The sequence below is a fragment of the Microvirga sp. BSC39 genome, from assembly GCF_000739015.1.
In the GTDB taxonomy this organism is placed as follows: Bacteria; Pseudomonadota; Alphaproteobacteria; order Rhizobiales; family Beijerinckiaceae; genus Microvirga.
On the sequence record NZ_JPUG01000077.1, the window covers coordinates 210,954 to 230,928 of the forward strand.

Consider the following 19,975-nt stretch of genomic DNA (forward strand, 5'->3'; position numbering starts at 1 on the left):
ATTGTTTTTGGACGGAAGGGTGAACGGAGGAGGGGCCCTGAACCTCCCCGGTGTCGTCCCCGCGCAGGCGGGGATCCATAAACGCTGACGCCTCAAGGAGGGCGAGGAGCGTCGCGCCTTGTTCTGCCTCGTCGGCGGTTATGGATCCCGGGCTCCGCTCACGCGGCCCCGGGATGACGGTGCCAGGCAGGTTTGCCCGATCCCGGATCTGCGCTGCGCTTCGTCCGGGATGACGTTCCATGTCAAAGAACCAGCACCTTGTGGCCCGCAGCGTGAGCTGCGAGCCTGAAGGTCAGTCGAGGGTGGCGTGTCGTGCAGCCCGGCTCGATGCTATGGTGTGGAAGGTGAGAGCCAAGCTGCTCGTCACGCACGGTTTGTTTCAGCGGACCTGGATCAAGCCAGGATCGGCCACCCGCGATCACAGGCGTGCGAGACCTGCGGTGGGACCGCTCCTCACCCCGCATCTGCGACGCCTCGCGAGCGCGCCCCTCGTCGGGCGAGGATGTCCATAGCTATAGCCCAGCTTAGGACCAAAATCAAGAACAAAATGAGAACAAACCCTCACTCTCTCCGTGATGGCCGGGCATGTCCCGGCCATTCCGATGATCTAATGCGCTGTACACTTCCAATCGAGATCACCGGCACAAGGCCGGTGATGACGTCAGCGGGTGTCATTTCCGGGAGGACACGCAGCCCAGGGGAACGAAATCCATGGCGTTGCGCCTGATCGTGGATCCCCTTCCCGCACTGCGTACGCTGGGGATGATACCGGCACGCGCAGGCCTCCGACCATCAGGATGAGGGGTGGAGATTGACGGTGACGAAACGTGAATGGCCGGGACAAGCCCGGCCATGACGATAGGGGTGGTAGGGCAGATAAACTCAGTGCTTCTCGGCCGTATCGCTTTTGGCCTTCGTCGTCTTGCGCTTGCTGTCGGTGCTGGAGCGGTTGACGTATTTGACCTTCTTGGGCTCCGACTGGCCGCCCTTCTCCGAGCCGCCCTCATCGCCCAGGAGCGTCGGGGGCAGGAAATGGCGGGCCGCTTCCGTTACGACACCCGCGACGGCACCGGCTGCGGTCTGCGTCAGGTCGACGGCGTCCGAGCCTGCATCGGCGACGGCCGTACCGGCCTTCTTGGCAGTGCGGGTCCTGGTGAGGGCGGCGGCGGCTGCGCCGGCGGCAGCGATCAGGGCGTCGGCCAGAATCTCGCGGCCGAGGGACGAGTTGATCAGGTCCATCAAGCCGGATTTCTTGGCGGACTTCGCCAGCTTCGTGCCGGTGCTCTTTCCGGAGCCCTTCTTGGACTTAGTCGTGCTCTTCTTCTCCTTGGCCTTCGCCATGTTCATCTCCTGATGGTCAAGCTTGCCAGTCAACCCCGATGGAACCGCGGCGGTTCCCGAACGGCCAAGGTTATCCGAAGTGACGGGCCAGAACTTCGCGCACGGCCTCGACCAGCTTGTCCTCCGAGACGGAGAACTGCGCCGGGCGAGCGGCCTTCCACTCCTCGTTGGACGCAATGGCCCCTGCCGCCTTGGCGCCTTCGATCAGGTCCTTGATCTCGACCTCGCCGCGCTCGCGCTCGTTGGAGCCCTGAATGATCACGCAGGGGCTCTGCCGGCGGTCGGCATATTTCATCTGGGCTTTCATGCCCGAGGAGCCGAGATAGAGCTCGGCCCGGATGCCGGCCTGGCGCAGGGCGGAGACCATGCGCTGGTAGGCGGCGACCTGGTCCTTGTCCATCACGAGCACCACCACCGGGCCGGGCTTTTCGGAGCCCGACACGATGGGGCTTTTGACCATCTGCAGGGCCGAGAGCAGGCGCGACACGCCGATGGAGAAGCCGGTTGCCGGAACGGGTTCGGAGCGGAAGCGGCCGACGAGGCCGTCATAGCGCCCGCCGCCGCCCACCGAGCCGAAGCGGACGGGACGCCCGTCCTCGTCCTGAACCTGGAAGGTCAGCTCGGCCTCGTAGACGGGGCCGGTGTAGTATTCGAGGCCGCGCACCACGGACGGGTCGATGGTCACGCGATCCTCGTAACCGGAGGAGGCGACGAGCGATGCGATCTCCGCGAGCTCATCCGCGCCTTCGAGGCCCCGTGCGGAGGAGCCGACGACCTTGCGCAGGTTCTCGACCGTTGCCGCATTGTCCGCGCCCTTGGCGGCGGTGAAGGCCAGAACACGCTCGATGGCATCAGCCTCGAGGCCTGCGCCCTTCGTAAAGTCGCCGCTCTCGTCCTTGCGGCCTGCGCCCAGGAGTTGGCTCACGCCTTCGGGGCCGAGGCGGTCGAGCTTGTCGATGGCGCGCAGCACCGTGAGGCGCTGGCCAGCCCCGTCCTCGCCGCCGAGGCCGATGGCCTCGAGCACGCCGTCCAGAACCTTGCGGTTGTTGATCTTGATGATGAAGTCGCCGCGCTTGAGGCCGAGCCGCTCCATCGTGTCGGCGGCCATCATGCAGATTTCCGCATCGGCCGCGACCGAGGCCGCGCCTACGGTGTCGGCGTCGAACTGCATGAACTGGCGGAAGCGGCCGGGGCCCGGCTTCTCGTTGCGGAACACCCAGCCGGCCCGGTAGCTGCGATAGGGCTTGGGCAGGGCGTCGAAGTTCTCGGCCACGTAGCGGGCGAGCGGCGCGGTCAGGTCGTAGCGCAGCGACAGCCATTGCTCGTCGTCGTCCTGGAACGAGAACACGCCCTCGTTCGGCCGGTCCTGGTCGGGCAGGAACTTGCCGAGGGAATCCGTGTACTCGACGAAGGGCGTCTCGACCCCCTCGAAGCCGTAGAGCTCATACGATTCACGGATCGCCGCCAGCATGCGCTCGGTAGCGGCGAGGTCGGCGGGGTTGCGGTCGGCAAAGCCGCGCGGCGCGCGGGCCTTGATCTTGTCGGCCTTGGACATGGTTTCTTACAGCAGCCGTTGGAATGGGAAAAACGTGCTGCGGTCCTACTCCCTGCGGCGGGGAGGGGCAAGGGTTTCGCCAAAACAGGTCATCCCGGACGAAGCGCAGCGGAGATCCGGGATCGCGTGACGAGTCCAGCGCTGTCATCCCGGGGCCGCGCAGCGGAGCCCGGGATCCATAACCGCTGACAGTGCAGAACGAGGCGCGATGCTGTTCGCTCTTTTCAGAGACGTCGTGGTTATGGATCCCCGCCTCCGCGGGGATGACACTGTTGAGTTTTGGGCACCACGTCCTCTATGCGATCCCGGATCGGCTGACGCCGTCCGGGATGACGCCTCGTGTAGGGAGGCTTTACGCCACCGCCTTGATCACCTTGGTGAGCTTGTCGACGATCTCGCCGATCTGCTCCTCGGTGATGACGAGCGGCGGCGAGAGGGCGATGGTGTCGCCGGTGACGCGCATCATGATGCCGTGCTCCTGGAAGCCGCGGTCCATGGCCTCGAAGGCGCGGGCGCCGACAGCATCTGGGCGCGAGGCGAGGTCGATGGCGCCCACGATGCCGATGGTGCGGATGTCGAGCACGTTCGGCAGGCTCTTGAGGCCGTGGATCGCATCCGCCCAGACCGGCTCCAGGGCTTTGGCCCGCTCAAAGAGCTTCTCGTCCCGGTAGATGTCCTGGGCGGCCAGCGCCGCCGCGCAGGCGAGCGGATGGCCGGAATAGGTGTAGCCGTGGAACAGCTCGATCATGTGCTCCGGACCCTTCATGAAGGTGTCGTAGATCCGGTCGCTCACCATCACGCCGCCCATAGGCACGGCCCCGGAATTCACACCCTTGGCGAAGGTGATCATGTCCGGGATGACGCCGTAGCGCTCGGCGGCAAACGCGGTGCCGAGACGCCCGAAGCCGGTGATGACCTCGTCGAAGATCAGCAGGATGCCGTGCTTGTCGCAGATCTCGCGCAGGCGCTTGAGATAGCCCTTGGGCGGAGCCAGCACGCCGGTGGAGCCGGCCATGGGCTCGACGATCACGGCGGCAATCGTGGAGGCGTCGTGCAGGGCCACGATGCGCTCCAGCTCGTCCGCCAGATGCGCGCCCCATTCGGGCTCGCCGCGGGAGAAGGCTTGCTGCTCGCGGTTGTAGGTGTGGGGCAGGTGATCGACGCCGGCCAGCAGCGAGCCGAAGAACTGGCGGTTCTTGACGATGCCGCCCACCGAGATGCCGCCGAAGCCGACGCCGTGGTAACCGCGCTCGCGGCCGATCAGGCGCGTCTTGCTGCCCTGGCCCTTGGCGTTCCAATAAGCGAGCGCGACCTTGAGGGCCGTGTCCACGGCCTCGGAGCCCGAGTTGCAGAAGAACACGTGGTTCAGGTCGCCGGGGGCGAGCTGGGCGAGACGGGAGGCCAGCGCAAAGCCGCCTGCATGGCCGAACTGGAAGGCCGGCGAGTAGTCGAGCTCCTCGGCCTGGGCCTGGATCGCCCGGGTGATCTCGTCCCTATTGTGGCCCGCGTTGCAGCACCAGAGGCCGGCGGCGCCGTCGATCACCTCGCGGCCTTCGGGCGTGTAGTAGTACATGCCCTTGGCGCGGGCGATCATGCGCGGGCGCTGCTTGAAGGAGCGGTTTGCCGTGAACGGAAGCCACCAGGCCTCTAGATCGTTGGGTGCGAGGGAGTCGTTGGCGGCTCTGGATATCTGCGCGGTCATGGCTTGTCCCCGGAAATGGCTGGCGGGGAGCCTAGCAGCCGTTTCCGGGCGCGGCAAAAGGATCTTTGCGCCGAGCCATGAGCAGGGCGCAACCCTGAGAGCATCGTGCAGAAAAGTGGACCCGGTTTTCGCTAGCGCGGCCCGCTGGGTCCGGTCACACGATGCTCCCATCAAAAGAAAGCATCGGACTCAATCCCAAAAGTGCAAATCCACTTTTGGGCCGATGCTTTGCGCTACATGGTCATGCCTGTCGCTTCATAGCCGGCAGCATCGAGAGCCTGAGTCACTTCGAGGGCCTGCGCCTTGGTGACCACATGCACGCGTCCATGGTCCAGATCCACCTCGACCTTGGCGCCGGGGTCCAGCCGCTGGATCGCCTTGGTGACCGAATTGACGCAGCCCTGGCAGGTCATTCCCTGAACCTGCATGAGCAGGTCCTTGCGAGGCTCTTCCATCGATACGCCCTTTCCAAACTGTCTGACCGGTACTGAGCGAGCAACGCGCGGTTGCGCAAAAATGTCCATTGCGGGAATACGAAACTTGCCTCGCGATTCGCCGTGATTCACATTCGGTTAAGACACTGATTCGGGCATCAGCCCCGAGCCAGGGGAGCGGGGGCACCCATGGTCACCAACAAGAAAATGAATCCGGTCCTGAAGGGCCGGAAGGCGGCTTTGCTCGCCTTCACGCCGGCCATCTTCATGGCGTCCGCTTCGGCCTATGTGCCGATGGAGGCGGGCCTCGTCATGCCGGTCTTCGCCGCTCTTATCACCATGGTTGTCGGCGGTCTCTTCATCCTCCGGCAGCAGGCTGAGGCGGGCAGGCTGAACGGGCCTGAGCCCGAGGCAATCCCTGCCGCTCCGCTCGCGCCGAGCCCGGCCAAGGCTGCGAAGCAAGGTCCGGCATGCCTTTTGCGCGATCTCGCCAGAGCGGCGGGCGCGCCGGAGAGCGCCGCGCTGGCTGCCCCGGCGCTGCGCGGCAAGCCTGCCCTGACGCTTGTGGGAGGCTCCGTCGTCGGGTCCGATCGCTTCCCTGAACCGTCGCTCCTGCCTTCCATCCGCAGGCTCTCGGCCGATGAGACGAGCCGGATCAGGCTGGTCACCCAGGCCTTTGAGGCGGACCGGATCGAGATGCACCTGCAGCCCATCGTGTCGCTGCCGCAGGGCAGGATCCGCTTCTATGAGGCCCTGGCGCGGCTGCGTCTGGCGGACGGGACCCTGCTGGCGCCGGTGGAGTTCCTGCCCATCCTGGAATGCTCCGGCCGCGCGGCCGATTTCGACCGGCGGATCCTGATCCGCGCCATGGCGGTGGCCCGCCATCTCATGGCCCGCGGCAGCGAGGCCATCGTGGGGGTGAACCTGTCGGCCCACGCCATCGTCGAGCCGGGCTTCCTGTGGTCGCTGGCCGGCCTGCTCGATGCCTCACCCGAAATCCTCGGCAGGGTCGTGCTGGAGCTGCCCCAGCACAGCTGGCGCCATCTCGATACGGATCTCAGGGCCGCGCTTGCGACCCTGCGGGAGCGCGGCATGCCGTTCTCCCTCGACCGCGCCGCCGATCTCCGCTTCGATCCGCACGCTCTCGCGGATCTGGGTGTCCGCTTCATGAAGCTGCCGGCCGATCTGATGATCAGGGCCGCCGAGCAGCAGGACGGGCGCTATGCGGGACCGGAGCTCGACGTGCGGGATTTCGCCTCCGCCCTGCGCCGTCAGGGCATCCGGCTGATCGCCGAGCGGGTGGACCGGGACGACATGGTGCCGGTTCTGACGGAGCTTGGCGTACCGCTCGCCCAGGGCTTCGCTTTTGCGGCGCCGCGACCGGTGAAGCCGGAGATCGCCGGCGAGCAGGACCTCCCGCGGGCCTTCGGCCTGGAGGATGCGCCAACCCGCCTGCGCCGCGCCGGTTGACTTGGAAGTCGCTACGGCCTACCCGCCGGGGCTCCGAACAAGTGAGCTCTCATGACCGCCTCGTCCCTTCCCCTTCACGTCGAGGGGCTTCAGCCTCTCGCCGACCGCTACGATCTCATCCTCTGCGATGTGTGGGGCGTGCTGCACAACGGCGTCAAAGCCTATGAGTCCGCAAGCGACGCGCTCACGCGCTTTCGTGCCAAGGGCGGCCGGGTGGTGCTCGTGTCCAACGCCCCGCGCCCCGGCGCCTCGGTGGGAACGCAGCTCGACGGGTTTCAGGTGCCGCGCTCGGCCTATGATGCCATCGTCACCTCGGGCGATCTGACCCGGCTCGCCATTCAGGAACGCATCGACAAGGTGGTGCACCATATCGGCCCGCCGCGCGACATGCCGATCTATGGCGGTCTCGACGTGCGCTTCGGCTCCATCGAGGAGGCGGATTACGTGGTCTGCTCCGGCTTCGACAACGACGAGGAGGAGACGGTCGAGGATTACTGCCCGCAGCTCGAGGCCATGCGCCGGCGCAACCTGCTGATGGTATGCGCCAATCCCGATCTCGTGGTCGAGCGCGGCCACATGATCCTGCCCTGCGCAGGCACCATCGCGCTCGCCTACGAGGAGATGGGCGGCGAGGTCTTCTATGCGGGAAAGCCCCACCGGCCGGTCTATGAGCGGGCCCTCACTGTCGCGTCCGAGCTCGCTGGCCATCCCATCCCGAAGGAGAGGATGCTGGCCGTCGGCGACGCGATCCGCACCGATATCGCGGGCGCCGTGGGCTTTGGCATCGACGCCCTGATGATCGCCCGCGGCATCCACGCGGAGGAGTTGGGCCTGCACAAGGGCGACCTCGTGTCGGATCACGTGCAGGATTGGGTCGGCCGGCAGCCGGTGCGGCCGACGGCCTTCACGGACGTCCTCTCCTGGTAAACAGCATCAAGGGCCTTTGTAGCCCGGTCCGGCACCCCGACATTTCTTCAGCTCGTAGTCCCAAGCGCCACCAGCGTCTAAGCAGTAGTCTATCTTCCCGTGCTCAGTCTGGTCCCAGATGTACAAAGCCAGCCACAAGAGCCCGAAGGTCGCGAGGACAAGCGCAAAAGCTTTGAGCATGAGCATTCCGGATCAGTTCATCGAGAGCATGCAACAATGTAGGCTTGTTCTTCAAGGCCACGAGGCGAACAGGCTTGACCCATCGGGTGCTTTTCGACAGGGTCGCGCGGCACCGACCAGTCCGAGATGAGTTCCGAGGTTCTTCCCTGATGCCCACCTCCTTCGCGATCTGCCGCGATGGCGAGCCTGTGCCCGAGAGCCTCAAGGGAGCCGTCGCGGCCATCGGCAATTTCGACGGGGTGCATCGCGGGCACCGGCACCTCCTCGACATGGCTCTGAACTCCGGGCGGCCCGCTGCCGTCGTGACCTTCGAGCCGCATCCGCGCACTTTCTTCCAGCCCGACCGGCCGCTGTTCCGCCTGACGCCGGAGGCCGTGAAGCTGGCGATCTTCGCGCGGCTCGGCCTCACAGGGGTCTTTGAGAGAGAATTCAATGGATCCCTCGCCGCGCTCACGGCCTCGGGCTTCGTGGACGTGCTGGCGAAAGACCTGGAAATGTCCGGCGTCGTGATCGGGCACGACTTTCACTTCGGCCGGGGCCGTGAGGGCAATCCGGAGCGGATGATGGAGCTGTGCCGGGAGCGGGGGCTCGATTGCATCATAGCTCCGGCCATCGTCGAGGGCACGGAGCCGGTCTCCTCCAGCGCCATCCGGGCTGCCCTGGAAACAGGCGACATCGCCACGGCCAACCGGCTCCTCGGCTATCGCTGGTTCGTCCGCTCCGAGGTCCGCCATGGCGACAAGCGCGGGCGTGTTCTCGGTTATCCCACGGCCAATATGCGCCTTCCCGACGATTGCCGCCTGCGCCACGGCATCTATGCGGTGCGGGCATCGGTTGGCGGCACATTGGTCGATGGCGTCGCCAGCTTCGGCCGCCGCCCCACCTTCGACAACGGAGCGCCGCTCCTCGAGGTGCATCTGTTCGACTTTGCCGGCGATCTCTACGGGCAGATCCTGGACGTGGAGTTCATCGGCTGGCTCCGCGGCGAGGAGCGGTTCGACGGTGTCGAGGCGCTGATCGCCCGGATGGACCGGGATTCCATCGAGGCGAAGCGGATGCTGGCCGAGGACAAGACGGTTTCGATGATTGGGTAGGTCAATCGTCATCCCGGACGCCGCAGGCGATCGGGGATCGCGCAAACCAGTCCAGCCCTGTCATCCCGGGGCCGCGTAGCGGAGCCCGGGATCCATAACCGCTGACCAGGCAGAACGAAGCGTAACGCTGCCTGCCTATCTTAAAGCGTCGTGTTTATGGATCCCCGCCTGCGCGGGGATGACAGTGTGGAGGTTCCGGCACTCCATCCTGCACGCGATCCCGGATCTTCGCTGCGCTTCGTCCGGGATGACGGCCTTCACGATGCAGGCTTCAGCGCCTGCGCGGCCATGGCGTAGCCGCCCATGGCTCCGTCGACGAAATGGATGTGGTCGGCTCGGGTGGGCGAGGGGACGAAGCAGGTCATGAGGGCCGCCTCCTGCCGGTGCAGGCCATGGCGGGCGATGCCTTGCTGCTCCGCTTCCTGCAGAAGAGCCTCAAGCCGGTCGGCGAGGGCGAGCGTGCAGTCGAGCGTCATGCGCAGGCCATCGTCGAACTTGCGAAAGTCCGTGTTCTCGACGAGCTGGTGGCGGTATTGGGCGGGGTCGAAGCCGCCCAACGAGCGGCCCGTCCGGAAGATCATGAACGCGGCCAGGCGCCCGGCTGCGAGCCGCACCAGGGGCCGCAGGCGGAGGCCGCGTGCCCCCAACGTCTTGGCTTCGATCCCGAAGCCCTGGAACGGGGACGCGAGCGGAGGCCCCTTGTCCGGCAGCGGGCGGCCGGCTTCCTGGCCCTCGGCCAGGGCGAGCACCTGGCTGATGAGCGTGTTGAACGCCCCCATGTTGGCTTCCAGGGTCGGCAGGATGATCAGGGAGAGAATGACGCCGCGTTCCGGCCTGATCTCATCGAAGCGGCAGCTCAGACCCGAGAGGTCGGGGAGGGTGCCCGATGGAGCCGGTGGAATGGTGAAGGCGCCGCTCTTCATCTGCCGCTCGGCATAGGCCAGGCCGCCGCCAGCGAACATGGCATAGGACACGTCCGGCGAAGCGGAGAACCGGGCGATCCGGACGTCGTGGCCCTGCGCCCTGATTTCGGAGACCGGCACGAGGGCGATGCGCAGCTCGAAGCCGAAGGCATCCCGCACCCAGGCCGCGACGGCGCTCAACGCGTCCCGTGCAAGGTCGACCTGCGAGGCCGGCAGGGCGAAGCTCGCGCCATCGCCGCCGAACACGAAGGGGAATTCGCTGGTGCCGAGCTTGTTGGCCACCGCCGCGATAACCGCGGCGGCAGCCGTGTTGACTTCCTTGTAGCGCCCCGCCTGGATGGCCGAGGTGGAGCGCACGATGTCGCTGAGGCCGAGCACCCAATCGTCCGGAACCGGCATGTATCGTCCCGGATCGGTCAGGTCGGAGAAGTGGTCGAAAACCGGCAGGCGGGCGTAGAAATCGGCGCCCGTCCCGGTGTCCCTGTCCTGTCGGCTCGGCTCCATGGCGGGGCCTTAGCCCGTGACCTCGCCCTCCGGTGCGCCGCGCCCCAGCTCATCCGGCAGCGGATCGCCCTCGGCCACGAACCGCATGGACACCGAGTTCATGCAGTAGCGCTCGCCGGTCGGGGGCGGGCCGTCATTGAACACGTGGCCGAGATGGCCTTCGCAGCGGGCGCAGAGGATCTCGGTGCGGACCATGCCGTAGCTGGTGTCGCGCACGAAGGCGACATGCGAGCGGTCGATGGGGTCGAAGAAGCTCGGCCAGCCGGTGCCGGACTCGAACTTGGTGCCGGCGTGGAAGAGCGGAAGCCCGCAGAGGCGGCAGCAATAGGTGCCCTTGTCCTTGGCCTCGTTGAAGATGCCGCAGAAGGGCCGCTCCGTGCCGTGCTCCAGGAGCACGCGGCGTTCCTCGTCGTCGAGGTTGTTCACCAGCGCGCGGAACTGCTCGGGGGTTGGCGGGGAGAGGTCGAAGCCGGCTTTCGAGCGCCGTTCGGCCGTGGTGGTCGAGTCTGCCATGGTCTGATCCTTCCTGCCCGTCGCTTGCTGGACATTGTAAGGCTGGTTCCTGCCCATAAATAGGGAGCCGCTCCCGGAATCACCACGCTTTATTATCCGCCCCGGCGCTGCTAAAAGGCTCCCCATGCCCATGGTTTCTCAGGCCCTGCCGGCGGCCCGGATAGGCGCGGCGCGAATTATCGGCCCGGCTTTCGCATGACCTGCGAAGGTCCGGGATCCTAGCCGTTCGCCCTTCAAGAGAAGCCTGATGCGCCCGCCTTTTCACCGGGCCACACGAGACCTGATTGACCGTCATGACCGACAAGCCTCAAAGCGCCGCCCGCGACTATTCCGAAACCCTGTTCCTGCCCCAGACCGAGTTCCCTATGCGGGCCGGCCTGCCGCAGCGGGAGCCCCTGCTCCTGCAGCGCTGGAACGAGAAGAGGCTCTATGAGCGCCTGCGCGAGGTCCAGAAGGGCCGTCCGCGCTTCGTGCTCCATGACGGCCCTCCCTATGCCAACGGCAACATCCATATCGGCCACGCCCTCAACAAGATCCTGAAGGACCTAGTGGTCCGCTCGCAGGGCATGCTCGGCTTCGACTCCAACTACGTGCCGGGCTGGGACTGCCACGGCCTGCCGATCGAGTGGAAGATCGAGGAGGAGTATCGCGCCAAGGGCAAGAACAAGGACGATGTGGACATCGTCGAGTTCCGCCGCGAGTGCCGGGCCTTCGCCGAGAAGTGGATCGACGTGCAGCGCGAGGAGTTCAAGCGCCTCGGCGTCGAGGGCGACTGGACGAACCCCTACCAGACCATGAGCTTTGACGCGGAAGCGCAGATCGCCCGCGAGATCATCAAGTTCGCCGTGAGCGACCAGCTCTATCGCGGCTCGAAGCCAGTGATGTGGTCCTCGGTCGAGAAGACCGCGCTCGCCGAGGCCGAGGTCGAGTATCACGAGAAGACCTCCACGACGATCTGGGTGAAGTTCAAGATCACCAACACCCTCAATGGCGATCTCGACGGCGCATCCGTGGTGATCTGGACGACGACCCCCTGGACGATCCCGGCGAACCGCGCCATCGCCTATGGCGAGAACATCGCCTATGGCCTCTACGCGGTGACGGAAGCAGCCGACGACAACTGGGCCAAGGTGGGCGACCGTCTCGTCATCGCGGACAAGTTGGCGGCCGAGGTGTTCGCGGCGGCCCGCGTCGCCGGATACGAGCGCGTCAAGGACGTGCTGCCGGTGATGCTCGAGCGCTGCGCACATCCGTTCCGCGGCCTTGAGGGCGCGAACGGCTATTGGGATTATCCGGTCCCGGTGCTGCCGGCCGACTACGTCACCGACGATGCCGGCACGGGCTTCGTGCACACGGCGCCCGGACACGGCGCGGACGACTACAATACCTACGTGAAGCACCGCGACCTGTTCGTTTCCTGCGGCATGAAGGAAGTGCCGCACACGGTCTCGCCGGACTCGTCCTACTTCCCGCACGTGCCGATCTTCGCGGGCGAGCGCATCTATGACGACAAGGGCAAGGATGCGGGCGCCAACGAAGCCGTGATCAAGAAGCTTGTCGATGTCGGCGCGCTGATCGCGCGCGGGCGCCTCAAGCACCAGTATCCCCATTCCTGGCGCTCGAAGGGTCCGCTGATCTTCCGCAACACGCCGCAATGGTTCATCTCCATGGACAAGCCGCTCGACGACAAGGGCGATACGCTCCGTCAGCGCGCGCTCCATGGCATCGAGTCCGTCGAGTGGGTGCCGGAATCCGGCGAGAACCGCATCAACGGCATGATCGCCAACCGCCCCGACTGGGTGGTGTCGCGCCAGCGCGCCTGGGGCGTGCCGATCGCGGTCTTCGTGAAGAAGAACAGCAACGAGATCCTCAAGGACGAGCGCGTGAACGACGCCATCGCCGAGGCCTTCGAAAAGGAAGGCGCCGATGCGTGGTATGCGGATGACGGCTCGCGCTTCCTGAAAGCCGGCGGCTACGACCTGAGCGATTTCGACAAGATCAACGACATCCTCGACGTGTGGTTCGATTCAGGCTGCACGCACGCCTTCGCGCTGGAGAAGCGCGAGGACCTGAAGGTGACGCGCAAGGTTGATGGCGGGCCCGATCAGGTCATGTACCTGGAAGGCTCGGACCAGCACCGCGGCTGGTTCCACTCGTCGCTGCTGGAGAGCTGCGGCACGCGCGGTCGCGCGCCCTACGACATCGTCGTCACCCACGGCTTTACGCTCGACGAGCAGGGCCGCAAGATGTCGAAGTCGCTGGGCAACACGGTCGCGCCTCAGACCATCATCAAGGATTACGGCGCCGACATCCTGCGTCTCTGGACGGCATCGGTGGATTACTGGGACGATCAGCGCATCGGCCCGGAGATCATCAAGACCACGGCCGAAACCTACCGCAAGCTGCGCAACACGATCCGCTGGATGCTGGGCTCGCTGGCGCATTTCCGCGATGCCGACAAGGTGGCCTTCAACGAGATGCCGGAGCTGGAGCGCTTCGTGCTCCACCGCCTGGTGGAGCTCGGCGGCGAGGTGCGCGAGGCCTATGGCAACTACGACTACAAGCGTGTCGTCGCCCTGCTGACCTCGTTCATGACCACCGATCTGTCGGCGTTCTATTTCGACATCCGCAAGGACGCACTCTACTGCGACCCGATCTCAAGCAAGGTGCGTAAGAGTGCGCTCACCGTGATCGACGAGACCTTCCGCTGCGTGGCCACCTGGATCGCGCCGATCCTCGCCTTCACGGCTGAGGAGGCGTGGCTCGAGCGTTATCCTCACGCCGAGTCGGTCCATCTCGAAACCTTTGCCCAGGCGCCCGAAGAGTGGCGCGACGAGGCGCTCGCGGAGCGCTGGTCGAAGGTGCGCCGCGTGCGCCGTGTCGTCACAGGCGCGCTGGAGATCGAGCGTGCGCAGAAGCGCATCGGTGCAAGCCTGGAGGCTGCTCCTGTCGTACACATTGCGGATGAGAGCCTGCTCCAGGCCGTGCAGGGCCTCGACCTTGCCGAGATCTGCATCACGTCCGGTATCCGGGTGGTGCAGGGCGAGGGGCCAACCGATGCCTTCCGCCTTGAGGACGTGAAGGGCGTGGCCGTCGTGCCGGCCCTCGCCGAGGGCCGCAAATGCGCCCGCTCGTGGAAGGTCACGCCCGAGGTCGGCACCGATCCGGACTACCCGGACGTGACGCCCCGCGACGCGGCGGCCCTGCGGGAGTGGGACCAGCTCAAGGCGGCGGCGGAATGAGCAAGGCGAACGAGACGGGCGCGCCGCTCCCGCAAACCGGGGCGACCTCGCAGCCAGGTCCGCAGCGCTCCGGCGCTGCGGCGCGGCCACGCAGCCCGCGGGGCTCCGGCAGGAAAAGCACGGTCGGCCGGGGCCTCTCGACCGCCGCGATCCTCGGCTTCTCCGCGGCCCTGATCACCCTCGTGCTCGATCAGGCGACCAAGCTCTACACCCTGTTCGTCTTCGATCTGCCGGTGAAGGAGCCGGTGGAGTTCGCGCCGTTCGTCAACCTGATCGTGGTCTGGAACCGCGGCATCTCCTATGGGCTGTTCCAGCAGAGCTCGGAGCTCGGCCGCTGGGTACTGGTCGTGATCTCGATCCTGGCCGCCATCGGCCTGTCCGTCTGGATCCGCCGCACCTCGGCCAAGCTCCTGGCGGCTTCGCTCGGCCTGATCGTCGGCGGAGCCATCGGCAACGTCATCGACCGGATCGCCTACGGGGCCGTGTTCGACTTCATCCAGTTCCACATCGGCTCATGGTCCTGGTACGTGTTCAACGTGGCCGATGCCGCCATCGTTGCGGGGGTGGTCGGTTTGCTCTATGACTCCTTCGTGCTGGAAGGGCGTCGGGCAAAGAAATGATGTTGCACGGCCTCCGGCTGCCATATGTTCGCCAGAATGAGCGATCAGGCCTTCCGGCCACAACGAGAAATTAATGGTGGGTGCCATGAAGGGAATGAAAATCGTAGGGTGCGCAGGGGCTCTGGCGCTTCTGGTCGCCGCTACCGGCGCTTCGGCGCAGGAGGGCGAGACCGTCAAGAGCCTGCTCGGCAGCATCGGCATCATTCCCAAGGAGAAGGACCCCATCGTTTACAACGAGCGGGCACCTCTCGTGCTTCCGCCGAGCATGAACCTGCCCGCTCCGGCTGCGGGCGGTGGTGCCGAGGCCCGCAACGGCAACTGGCCCAAGGACCCCGACGTGGCAGCGCGCCGCAAGGCGGCCGCCGAGGCCCGCACGCCCTGGACCAGCTCCGAAGCCTACAAGCTCAACGAGGGAAAGCGGCTCGCCATCGATGAGATGCGTGCCAGCCGCAACCCGAACAACATCACCACGACGGCTCCTGTCCGCTCCGGCTCGCAGGCCGATATGAGCCGCCTGACGCCGGACGAGCTGCGCTCCTACTCGACGTCGGACGACAACGTGAAACTTCAGGGCGATGGCCTGGAGCGGCGCTACCTCAGCGATCCCCCGGGAACGCTGCTCAAGGCCCAGGGCGGCGGCAAGCTCAAGGCATCCGCCGACCCCGTGGTCAACGGCGATCCCGACAGCCCGCAGGCCTTCATCCGCCAGCAGCAAGAGCGTCGCCGGCAGTAGCCATCCTCTCTTCTCTCTTTTTCAGGCGAACGGGTTCCACCCGCTTCGCCTGAAAACGTTATGGGGTCCTGAAAAGCCAAGCCTGGTTTCGCCTACCAGCGCGAACCGTCTCCCCACCGGAAAGTTTCGCGGCTTCGCTTGCGTACCCCCTTAATTTGACTATTCCCGTGGGTCTGATCCTGCGAAACGATTTGATGTCGCCAAGGTTGAAACGTCATGGACACTGCCTCTAAGCCCATTCTTCGCGCCGACGCCGCTTCCTTCGGGCGGACGGAAGGCAGTGGCCCGAACCTGTCGTCCTTCACCCTCGATAACGGCCTCGACGTGGTGGTTATTCCCGATCATCGCGTTCCTGTGGTCACGCATATGATCTGGTACCGCAACGGTTCGGCGGACGATCCGATCGGCCAGTCGGGCATCGCGCACTTCCTCGAGCACCTGATGTTCAAGGGCACGCAGAAGCATCCGGCCGGCGAGTTCTCCAAGGTCGTGTCCGGCCTCGGCGGTCAGGAGAATGCGTTCACGTCCTTCGACTACACGGCTTACTTCCAGCGCGTCGCCCGCGAGAACCTCAAGACCATGATGGAGTTCGAGGCCGACCGGATGACGAACCTCCTGCTTGAGGAATCCGTCATCGCTCCGGAGCGGGACGTGGTGCTGGAAGAGCGCCGCATGCGGGTCGAGACCGACCCTTCGGCGCAGCTGTCCGAGGCCATGGCCGCCTCGCTCTTCGTGCATCACCCCTACGGCATTCCGATCATCGGCTGGATGCACGAGATCGAAACGCTCAACCGCGATCACGCGCTCGACTATTACCGACGCTTCTACACGCCGGAGAACGGCATTCTCGTCGTCGCCGGCGATGTGACCGAGGACGAGGTGCGGCGCCTCGCCGACACCACCTATGGCCGCGTCTCGCCGCAGGGCAAGCGGCCGGTCCGCGTGCGTCCGCGCGAGCCGGAGCCGGTGGCGGCCCGTCACATCACCGTGGCGGATCCCAAGGTCGAGCAGCCCACCATGCAGCGGCTCTATCTCGTGCCGTCCTGCCGAACGGCTTCGCAGCGCGACTGCTACTCGCTCGAACTGCTCGCCGAGGTGATCGGCGGCGGCCCGACCTCGTATCTCTATCGCAAGCTCGTCATGGAGCGCGGCATCGCGGTGAATGCGGGCGCCTGGTACATGTCCTCCGCCATGGAGGATACCCGCTTCTGCGTTTATGCGGTGCCGTCCGAAGGCGTGTCGCTGCAGGCGCTGGAAGAGGCCGTCGATCAGGTGCTCAAGACGATCCCGTCCGAAGCCCTGGATGGGGATTCCATCGAGCGCGCCAAGACGCGCCTCGTGGCCGAGACGATCTATTCCACCGACAGCCAGTCATCGCTCGCGCGCATCTACGGATCGGCGCTCGCCATCGGCGAGACCATCGAGGAGGTGCGCCGCTGGCCGGTGGAGATCGAGACCGTTCTCAAGGACGATCTGGCCTCCGCGGCGGAGCGCTATCTCGTCCCCCGCCGGTCCGTGACGGGCTACCTGCAGAAGTCGGCTTCTTGAAGCCGCCTGCCCAGAATTTGAGGTCACAATGACAGCTTCTGTCGAAACCCTGTCCTCGTCCCCGACCCAGGTGAAGGCGCTGACCTCGCCCGGCGGCGTCGAGGTCTGGCACGTCGAGTCCGACGTGGTGCCGCTCATCGCCGTGTCGTTCATCTTCGAGGGCGGCTCAGCGCACGATCCTGAGACCAAGCCGGGCGTTGCGCAGATGCTCGCGCGCCTCCTCGACGAGGGCGCCGGCGAATACGATTCCGATGCGTTTCAGGAGCGCCTGGCCGCGCGTGCCATCGAGCTGTCCTTCAATGCCGGCAACGACGCGCTCGGCGGCTCATTGAAGACCCTCGTCAAGCATGCGGACGAAGCCTTCGAGCTGCTGCGCCTGGCACTGGCCGAGCCGCGCTTCGATCAGGATTCCATCGAGCGCGTGCGGGCCCAGACGATTGCGGGCCTCAAGTACCAGCAAAACGATCCCGGTGTGATGGCGACCCGCCGCTTCTTCGAGGAAGGTTTTGCCGGCCACCCCTACGGCCGCCCGACCTCCGGCACCCCAGAGAGCGTCGCGGCGATCACCCGCGATGATCTCGTGGCCATGCATCGGACGATCATCGCCCGCGGTCGCGTCAAGGTCGCGGTCGTCGGCGCCATCGGGGCCGACAATCTGTCGGCCCTGCTCGACAGGGTGTTCGGCTCCCTGCCCGAAGCGAAGCCTCTCGGCATCATCGAGCCCGCGACGCTGCAGAAGATCGGCTCGCGCATCGTGGTCGATCTCGACGTGCCGCAATCGGTCATCCGCTTCGGCATGAACGGCCTCGCCTGGCGCGATCCAGGCTTTATCCCGGCCTATGTGCTCAATCACATCCTTGGCGGCGGCGCCTTTACGTCGCGCCTGTTCCAGGAAGTGCGCGAGAAGCGCGGCCTCGCCTACAGCGTCGGCACCTCGCTGGTGAGCTACCGCTCCGCCGCCATGACCTGGGGCTACACGGCCACGAAGAACGAGCGCGTCGTCGAGGCGCTCGACGTCATCACCGATGAGATGGCGAAGCTGACGAGCGAAGGCCCTTCGGACGAGGAGCTGCAGAAGGCCAAGGACTATCTCGTCGGCTCCTATGCGCTCGGCTTCGACACCTCGACCAAGATCGCCCACACCCTGGCGCAGATCGCCTTCGAGGGGCTCGGCATCGACTACATCGCGCGCCGCAACGCCCTCGTCGGTGCGGTGACCCAGGCCGACATCCGCCAGGCGGCCGAGCGCATCTTCGGCGACGGCCGGATGCTCACGGTGATCGCCGGGCGGCCGACCGGGGTGTGAGGCTGCCGTCTCCGGACAGCGAGCTTGTCCCAAGGGTCCGTTCCCAAGACTCCGTCTTGAACTCCGCTTCCGTCGTCATCACCGGCCTAGTGCCGGTGATGACGCGGGAGACGTCATCCCTGATCGTCTTTCACGACAGAGACTTCGGCTCGGTGCCGCGGCTCTAGCCTCAGGCCTGGCTCTGCCCTAATCTTCCGCTCCAACTTGCAACGAGTCGGAGTACGCCATGCCCCTGCAGCAATCGATCGATCTTGCCCTGGATGCCACCATCGGGGAGGGCGGTCTGCCGCAGACAGCGCTGGACCAGGCGCTCGCGCTCGTGGGCGAGGCCATGGAGCGACTGGCGCAGGACGATGCCTCCGGCCGCCTGCCGCTGCTCCACATGCCTCGCACCACCGAGGATCTGGCGAGCATCCGCGAAGCGGCCACCTTCCTGCGGGACGATGCCACCGACGTGGTGTTCCTCGGTACGGGCGGCTCGAGCCTCGGTGGCCAGACCCTGGCGCAGTTGAAGGATTATGCGGTGCCGGGCGCCGGACGCTTCACCGAGAGCCCGCGGGTCCACTTCCTCGACAACCTCGACCCCATCACCTTCGACCGGGTGCTCCACAAGCTGCCGCTCTCCTCGACCAAGTTCGTGTCGATCTCCAAATCCGGCGGCACGGGCGAGACCCTGATGCAGACGATCGCCGTGCTCACGGCCCTGGACAAGGCGGGCTTGAGCGCCCACCCCAAGGATGTTTTCCTCGGGCTGTCCGAGCCGCGCAAGGACGGCAGCCGCAATGCGCTGCGCGATCTGCTGGAGCCTGAAGGCGTGCGGTTCCTCGAGCATCACACGGGCATCGGCGGGCGCTATTCGGTGCTCACCAATGTGGGCCTGCTGCCGGCCGCCGTGCTCGGCCTCGATATCGGGGCGATCCGCCAGGGTGCGGCTGACGCGTACGAGCCGTTCCGCAGCGGCGCTGCCGCGAAGGACGCGCCGGCCGCGCTCGGTGCGGCTCTCAACGTTGCCATGGCCCGCGACGGCAAGGGCATCACGGTCGCCATGGCCTATGCGGACCGGATGGAACGCTTCACCCGCTGGTGGGTGCAGTTGTGGGCCGAGAGCATCGGCAAGGACGGTCACGGCACCCAGCCCGTGGCCGCCATCGGGCCGGTGGACCAGCACAGCCAGCTCCAGCTCTATCTAGCGGGTCCCAACGACAAGCTCTTTACCGTCATGACCACGGGCGTGGCGGGCAAGGGGCCGCTCATGGACGAGAAGCTCGCCAAGCGGGCCGGCGAGCCGGGCTTCGGCGGCAAGCATATCGGCGACCTCGTGGCTGCACAGGGACGCGCCACCGCCGACACCCTGGCCAAGAACGGCCGCCCGACCCGCCAGATCCATGTCGAAAAGCTCGACGAGCGCGCCGTGGGCGAACTGCTCATGCACTTCATGCTGGAGACGATCCTGGCCGGCTATGCGCTGGGCGTCGACCCGTTCGACCAGCCGGCCGTGGAAGAGGGCAAGATCCTGGCGAAGCAGTACCTGGCGCAGGGGTAGCTCTCACTGTGCGTCATCCCGGACGAAGCGCAGCGGAGATCCGGGATCGCTGGACGAGAGTGGCGCTTGAACCTCAACGCCGTCATCCCCGCGCAGGCGGGGATCCATAACCACGACGTTTTCAGAAAGGCGGGCAGCGTTACGCTTTGTTCTGCCTCGCCAGCGGTTATGGATCCCGGGCTCCGCTCTGCGGCCCCGGGATGACAGAGCCGGACTGGTTTGCCCGATCCGGATCGGCTTTCGCCGTCCGGGAGGACGATTTGGGTACGGGAATAACATCGCGCGTTCTGGTTTCCGCCGCCTTCAGTGCTTATCTTCCCGTCATCGAATCTGAAGGTTG

The 19,975-nt window shown here is 66.1% G+C and carries 15 protein-coding genes; 9 read left to right on the forward strand and 6 right to left on the reverse strand.

Annotated features, from left to right (window positions below; translation table 11 throughout):
• Positions 1-882: 882 nt before the first annotated feature.
• The 4 genes from MA07_RS23260 to MA07_RS23275 form a co-directional block, all read right to left on the reverse strand.
• Positions 883-1,341 carry a hypothetical protein gene (locus tag MA07_RS23260; RefSeq protein WP_036357474.1) on the reverse strand — a complete coding sequence of 153 codons (459 nt, stop codon included), beginning with the start codon at positions 1,339-1,341 and terminating at the stop codon, positions 883-885.
• A 70-nt stretch (positions 1,342-1,411) separates the two neighbouring features.
• Complete coding sequence (gene hisS, locus MA07_RS23265; protein ID WP_036357477.1) at positions 1,412-2,896, reverse strand: histidine--tRNA ligase; 1,485 nt, start codon at positions 2,894-2,896, stop codon at positions 1,412-1,414.
• Positions 2,897-3,248: 352 nt separating this feature from the next.
• Positions 3,249-4,598 carry an aspartate aminotransferase family protein gene (locus MA07_RS23270; RefSeq protein ID WP_052003460.1) on the reverse strand — a complete coding sequence of 450 codons (1,350 nt, stop codon included), beginning with the start codon at positions 4,596-4,598 and terminating at the stop codon, positions 3,249-3,251.
• 233 nt (positions 4,599-4,831) lie between these two features.
• Entirely contained in the window at positions 4,832-5,053 is a 222-nt protein-coding gene (locus MA07_RS23275) for a heavy metal-associated domain-containing protein (RefSeq protein WP_036357480.1), read from the reverse strand.
• Between the two features lie 168 nt (positions 5,054-5,221).
• Between MA07_RS23275 and MA07_RS28100 the strand changes: the two genes are divergently transcribed.
• The 3 genes from MA07_RS28100 (at position 5,222) to MA07_RS23295 (ending at position 8,703) form a co-directional block, all read left to right on the forward strand.
• The gene (locus MA07_RS28100; RefSeq protein WP_052003461.1) at positions 5,222-6,502 is read left to right on the forward strand and encodes an EAL domain-containing protein; all 1,281 of its coding nucleotides are present in this window, start codon (positions 5,222-5,224) and stop codon (positions 6,500-6,502) included.
• Between the two features lie 51 nt (positions 6,503-6,553).
• Positions 6,554-7,429 (forward strand): TIGR01459 family HAD-type hydrolase, encoded by an 876-nt coding sequence (locus tag MA07_RS23285; protein ID WP_036357484.1) that lies wholly within the window; start codon positions 6,554-6,556, stop codon positions 7,427-7,429.
• 329 nt (positions 7,430-7,758) lie between these two features.
• Positions 7,759-8,703, forward strand: coding sequence for a bifunctional riboflavin kinase/FAD synthetase (locus MA07_RS23295; RefSeq protein WP_036357490.1), 945 nt, complete (start codon positions 7,759-7,761; stop codon positions 8,701-8,703).
• Between the two features lie 257 nt (positions 8,704-8,960).
• Here the strand turns inward: MA07_RS23295 and MA07_RS23300 are convergent, their stop codons facing one another.
• Together MA07_RS23300 and msrB are read right to left on the reverse strand one after the other, a co-directional pair.
• Positions 8,961-10,130, reverse strand: coding sequence for a DUF3095 domain-containing protein (locus MA07_RS23300; RefSeq protein ID WP_036357493.1), 1,170 nt, complete (start codon positions 10,128-10,130; stop codon positions 8,961-8,963).
• 9 nt (positions 10,131-10,139) lie between these two features.
• Positions 10,140-10,643 (reverse strand): peptide-methionine (R)-S-oxide reductase MsrB, encoded by a 504-nt coding sequence (gene msrB, locus MA07_RS23305; protein WP_036357957.1) that lies wholly within the window; start codon positions 10,641-10,643, stop codon positions 10,140-10,142.
• A 293-nt stretch (positions 10,644-10,936) separates the two neighbouring features.
• Here msrB and ileS point away from each other — a divergent pair, with 293 nt between their 5' ends.
• The 6 genes from ileS to MA07_RS23335 all read left to right on the forward strand — a co-directional run bounded on the left by ileS (position 10,937) and on the right by MA07_RS23335 (position 19,635).
• Positions 10,937-13,885, forward strand: coding sequence for an isoleucine--tRNA ligase (ileS, locus tag MA07_RS23310; RefSeq protein ID WP_081929135.1), 2,949 nt, complete (start codon positions 10,937-10,939; stop codon positions 13,883-13,885).
• Positions 13,886-14,034: 149 nt separating this feature from the next.
• Positions 14,035-14,505 carry a signal peptidase II gene (gene lspA / locus MA07_RS23315; protein WP_036357960.1) on the forward strand — a complete coding sequence of 157 codons (471 nt, stop codon included), beginning with the start codon at positions 14,035-14,037 and terminating at the stop codon, positions 14,503-14,505.
• 85 nt (positions 14,506-14,590) lie between these two features.
• Positions 14,591-15,238, forward strand: a complete 648-nt coding sequence (locus MA07_RS28105) for a hypothetical protein (RefSeq protein WP_152568997.1) — start codon at positions 14,591-14,593, stop codon at positions 15,236-15,238.
• Positions 15,239-15,454: 216 nt separating this feature from the next.
• Complete coding sequence (locus tag MA07_RS23325) at positions 15,455-16,786, forward strand: pitrilysin family protein (protein ID WP_036357497.1); 1,332 nt, start codon at positions 15,455-15,457, stop codon at positions 16,784-16,786.
• Between the two features lie 28 nt (positions 16,787-16,814).
• Positions 16,815-18,092: a pitrilysin family protein gene (locus tag MA07_RS23330; RefSeq protein ID WP_036357499.1), complete on the forward strand. Its 1,278-nt coding sequence runs from the start codon at positions 16,815-16,817 to the stop codon at positions 18,090-18,092.
• 226 nt (positions 18,093-18,318) lie between these two features.
• The gene (locus tag MA07_RS23335; protein WP_036357502.1) at positions 18,319-19,635 is read left to right on the forward strand and encodes a glucose-6-phosphate isomerase; all 1,317 of its coding nucleotides are present in this window, start codon (positions 18,319-18,321) and stop codon (positions 19,633-19,635) included.
• Positions 19,636-19,975: the final 340 nt, after the last annotated feature.